The organism is Mycobacterium sp. shizuoka-1 (genome assembly GCF_002723835.1).
Taxonomy (GTDB): Bacteria; Actinomycetota; Actinomycetes; order Mycobacteriales; family Mycobacteriaceae; genus Mycobacterium.
Map to the genome: position 1 here is coordinate 1 of NZ_BEWG01000027.1, position 4,204 is coordinate 4,204.

Here is a 4,204-nt window from a genome sequence, read left to right on the forward strand (position 1 = left end):
TGCGTGTTTGGTAACCACACCGATACCGGAGGTCCTCACCTACTTCCGCTCACCACGCCGTTCACAACCTGTCTGGGAGTTACAACTAGAGCGCGGCCCGGATCCGGTCGCCGACCTCACGGGTCGAGAACGTCGCGTCCCCGCGGGTGGCCAGATGGGTGCCGACCGCCGCGTCCACCCGGTCCGCCGCGGCGTCCTGCCCGAGGTGACGCAGCAGGAGAGCCACGGACATCACCGCCGCCGTCGGGTCGGCGATGCCCTGGCCGGCGATGTCGGGAGCACTGCCGTGCACGGGTTCGAACATCGACGGGTTGGTCCGGGTGGCATCGATGTTGCCGCTGGCGGCCAGTCCGATCCCGCCGCAGACCGCCGCAGCCAGGTCGGTGATGATGTCGCCGAACAGGTTGTCGGTGACGATGACGTCGAACCGGCCCGGATCGGTGACCATGTGGATGGTGGCCGCGTCGATGTGCTGATAAGCCACCTCGACATCGGGATACTCGGCGCCCACCTCGGCGACCACGCGGGACCACAGGCTGCCCGCAAAGGTCAGCACGTTGGTCTTGTGCACCAGCGTCAGGTGTTTGCGCCGGGCCTGCGCGCGGGCGAACGCGTCGCGCACCACCCGCTCGACGCCGAACGCGGTGTTCACGCTCACCTCGGTGGCCACTTCGTGCGGGGTGCCGACCCGCAGGGCACCGCCGTTGCCCGTGTAAGGGCCCTCGGTGCCTTCACGCACCACCACAAAGTCGATGGTGGTCACCCCGGACAGCGGGCTGCTGACGCCCGGGTACAGCCGTCCCGGCCGCAGGTTGACGTGGTGGTCCAGAGCGAACCGGAGTTTGAGCAGCAGCCCGCGTTCCAGCACACCGCTGGGCACCGACGGATCACCGATCGCGCCGAGCAGGATGGCGTCGTAGCCGCGCAGTTCCTCGATGGTCTCGGCGGTGAGCAGTTCGCCGGTGGCGTGGTAGCGCCGGGCCCCGAGGTCGTACTCGGTCTTGTCCACGCCGGGCAGCACCACGTCGAGCACCTGGAGTGCTTCGCCGATGACTTCCGGGCCGATGCCGTCGCCCGCGATAACCGCCAGTCTTGTCACGAGAGGTCCACCACTTCCAGGGTCGTTGCGCCGACGGCCGCGCGGATCGCCGAGCGAACCTCGTCGCTGACGTCGCGATCCAGCCGCAGCATCACGGTGGCGGCACGGCCGCTGGTGTCCTGGCTGAGCTGCGCGGCCAGGATGTTCACCCCCGCATCGCCGAGCAGGGTGCCGATCTTGCCGAGCGCGCCGGGCTGATCGGAGTAGTGCAGAACCAGGTTCACGCCCTCGGCCCGCAGATCGAAGTTGCGCCCGTTGATCTGGACGATCTTCTCGACCTCTTGCGGCCCGGACAACGTTCCGGACACATTGGTGGCCGTGCCGTCGGGCCCGACCACCCGCACATCGACCAGGCTGCGGTGGTTGGGGCTCTCGCTGGCCGTGCTCAGCTCGCTCTGCAGACCGCGCTCGGCGGCCAGATTCGGGGCGTTGACGAAAGTCACCTGCTGATCGGTGACCGTCGAGAAGAATCCGCGCAGAGCCGAAAGTTTCAGCACCTCAACATCTTCGGAAGCCAGCTCACCCGAGACCCGCACCGACAGGTTGGAGGCGGCCCCGGTCGACAGCACACCGACCAGCAGGCCCAGCTTGCGGGCCAGGTCCAGCCACGGCGCCACCTCTTCGCTGACCGCGCCCGCGCCGACGTTGACCGCGTCCGGCACAAACTCCCCCGCCAGCGCCAGCTTCACACTCGCCGCCACGTCGGTGCCGGCCCGGTCCTGGGCCTCGGCAGTGGAGGCGCCCAGGTGCGGGGTGACCACTACTTGCGGCAGCTCGAACAGCGGGCTGTCGGTGCACGGCTCGGTGCTGAACACGTCGAGCCCGGCAGCGCGGACATGGCCGCCGGTGATCGCGTCGGCCAGCGCCTGCTCGTCGATCAGACCGCCGCGGGCGGCGTTGACGATGATCACACCGGGCTTGGTCTTGGCCAAGGCCTCCTTGCCGAGCAAGCCCGCGGTTTCCGGGGTCTTGGGCAGGTGCACGGAGATGAAGTCCGCCCGGGCCAGCAGCTCGTCGAGCGGCAGCAGCTCGATGCCCAGCTGGGTCGCGCGGGCCGCCGACACGTACGGGTCGTAGGCGATGACATGGGTGCCGAAGGCGGCCAGCCGCTGGGCGACGAGCTGCCCGATCCGGCCCAGGCCCACCACGCCGACGGTCTTGCCGAAGATCTCGGTGCCCGAGAACGACGAGCGCTTCCAGGTGTGCTCGCGCAGCGTGGCGTCGGCGGCGGGGATCTGGCGCGCAGCCGACAGCATCAGTGCCAGCGCGTGCTCGGCGGCGCTGTGGATGTTCGAGGTGGGCGCGTTGACGACCAGCACACCGGCGGCGGTGGCGGCGTCGACGTCGACGTTGTCCAGGCCGACGCCCGCGCGGGCGACGATTTTCAGTTTCGGCGCGGCGGCGATCACCTCGGCGTCCACCGTGGTCGCCGAGCGCACCAGCAGCGCGTCCGCGTCGGCGACCGCGGCCAGCAGTTTGGGCCGGTCGGGGCCGTCGACCCAGCGGACCTCGACCTGGTCGCCCAGGGCCTCGACGGTCGAGGAGGCAAGCTTGTCTGCGATCAATACAACGGGCAGATTCACGCCGGTCAGCCTAGTGGTTGTCGCCCGGTGCACGATCATCGGCTGCGGTGCGGTCTACTTGATGGGTGGACGTGACCGTCGTCGGTAGTGGTCCCAATGGGTTGGCGGCCGCCGTCATCTGCGCGCGAGCCGGTTTGTCGGTGCGTGTGGTGGAGGCTCAGCCGACATTCGGCGGTGGCGCGCGCACCGCGGCCGACCCGGAGTTCCCCGGCGTCCGCCACGACGTCTGCTCGGCGGTACACCCGATGGCGATCGCCTCGCCGTTCTTCGCCGAGTTCGATCTCGCGGCGCGCGGTGTCGAATTGGTAGTTCCGGAGATCTCCTACGCCAATCCGCTGCCGAACCGGCCCGCCGCGATCGCCTACCACTCGTTGGAACGCACCTGCGCCGAGCTCGAGCACGGCAGCTCGTGGCGGCGCTTGTTCGGCCCGCTGGCCGCCCATCCCGACGGAGTACTCGGGTTCTTCCTCGGCGACAAACGCTCAGTGCCGCCCGATCTCATCACCACCGTGCGGTCCGGTCTTCGGGTACTCGCCCAGGGCAGCCCGGCCTGGGGTGTGCTTCGCGGCGAGGACGCCCGCGCCTTGTTCACCGGTGTTGGTACGCATGCGATTTCGACCATGCCCTCGCCGGTGAACGGCGGTGCCGGGATCATGCTCGGCACCGTGGCCCACACCGCGGGCTGGCCGGTGCCGATCGGTGGCAGCCAGGTGATCGTCGACGCGATGCTCGCCGATCTCCAGGCTCACGGTGGTGAACTCGTCGTCGGCGAACCGGTGACCTCACCTCCGCCCGGGGTGGTCATCTACGACACCGCGCCGACGGCACTGCTGGACATCTACGGCGCTTCCATACCGAGCAGTTACGCAAAATCGTTGCGGCGCTACAAGTATGGGCCGGGCGTCTGCAAAGTGGACTTCGTGCTCTCGGGCGATATTCCGTGGCGCGACGAGCGAATGGCAAACTCCCCCACGGTCCACATGGGTGGGACCAGGGCCCAGATGGCCTACTCGGAGAAGGAGATCGCCGCGGGCCGCCACGCCGAGGCTCCGATGACCCTGGCGGCGCTACCGCATCTGGCCGACCCGTCGCGAATCGATTCCGCGGGGCGACGACCGCTGTGGACCTACGCACACGTCCCGGCCAACTCGACCGAGGACGTCACCGAAAGCGTCATCGGCCTGTTCGAGAGGGCCGCCCCGGGTTTCCGGGATCTGGTGCTGGCGTCGCGGTGCGTGACCGCCGCCGAGATGTCGACCTACAACGCCAATTATGTCGGCGGCGACATCATCGTCGGCGGCGCGACTCTGTTCGCGGCCATGGTGGGGCCGACGCTGCGCTGGAACCCGTGGACCACGCCGATCCCCAAGGCATACCTGAGTTCGTCGGCGACACCGCCCGGAACGGCGGTGCACGGGATGTGTGGTTACTACGCCGCGCGCACGGTCCTCAAGCGGGAGTTCGGCCTTCCGCTGCCGTCGCTGGCCCCGTAATTCCGCGATTTCGGCGCGTTTTCGTTCGC

Annotated in this window: 3 protein-coding genes; 1 reads left to right on the plus strand and 2 read right to left on the minus strand. The window is 69.0% G+C overall.

The window, feature by feature from the left end; genetic code table 11:
* Nucleotides 1-85: 85 nt before the first annotated feature.
* Nucleotides 86-1,099, minus strand: a complete 1,014-nt coding sequence (locus MSZK_RS09860; RefSeq protein ID WP_099247378.1) for a 3-isopropylmalate dehydrogenase — start codon at nucleotides 1,097-1,099, stop codon at nucleotides 86-88.
* Entirely contained in the window at nucleotides 1,096-2,682 is a 1,587-nt protein-coding gene (gene serA / locus MSZK_RS09865) for a phosphoglycerate dehydrogenase (protein WP_099247380.1), read from the minus strand. Before serA ends, MSZK_RS09860 begins: the two co-directional genes overlap by 4 nt.
* A gap of 65 nt (nucleotides 2,683-2,747) precedes the next feature.
* Between serA and MSZK_RS09870 the strand changes: the two genes are divergently transcribed.
* Nucleotides 2,748-4,175, plus strand: coding sequence for an NAD(P)/FAD-dependent oxidoreductase (locus tag MSZK_RS09870; protein WP_099247382.1), 1,428 nt, complete (start codon nucleotides 2,748-2,750; stop codon nucleotides 4,173-4,175).
* The last annotated feature ends 29 nt before the right edge of the window (nucleotides 4,176-4,204 follow it).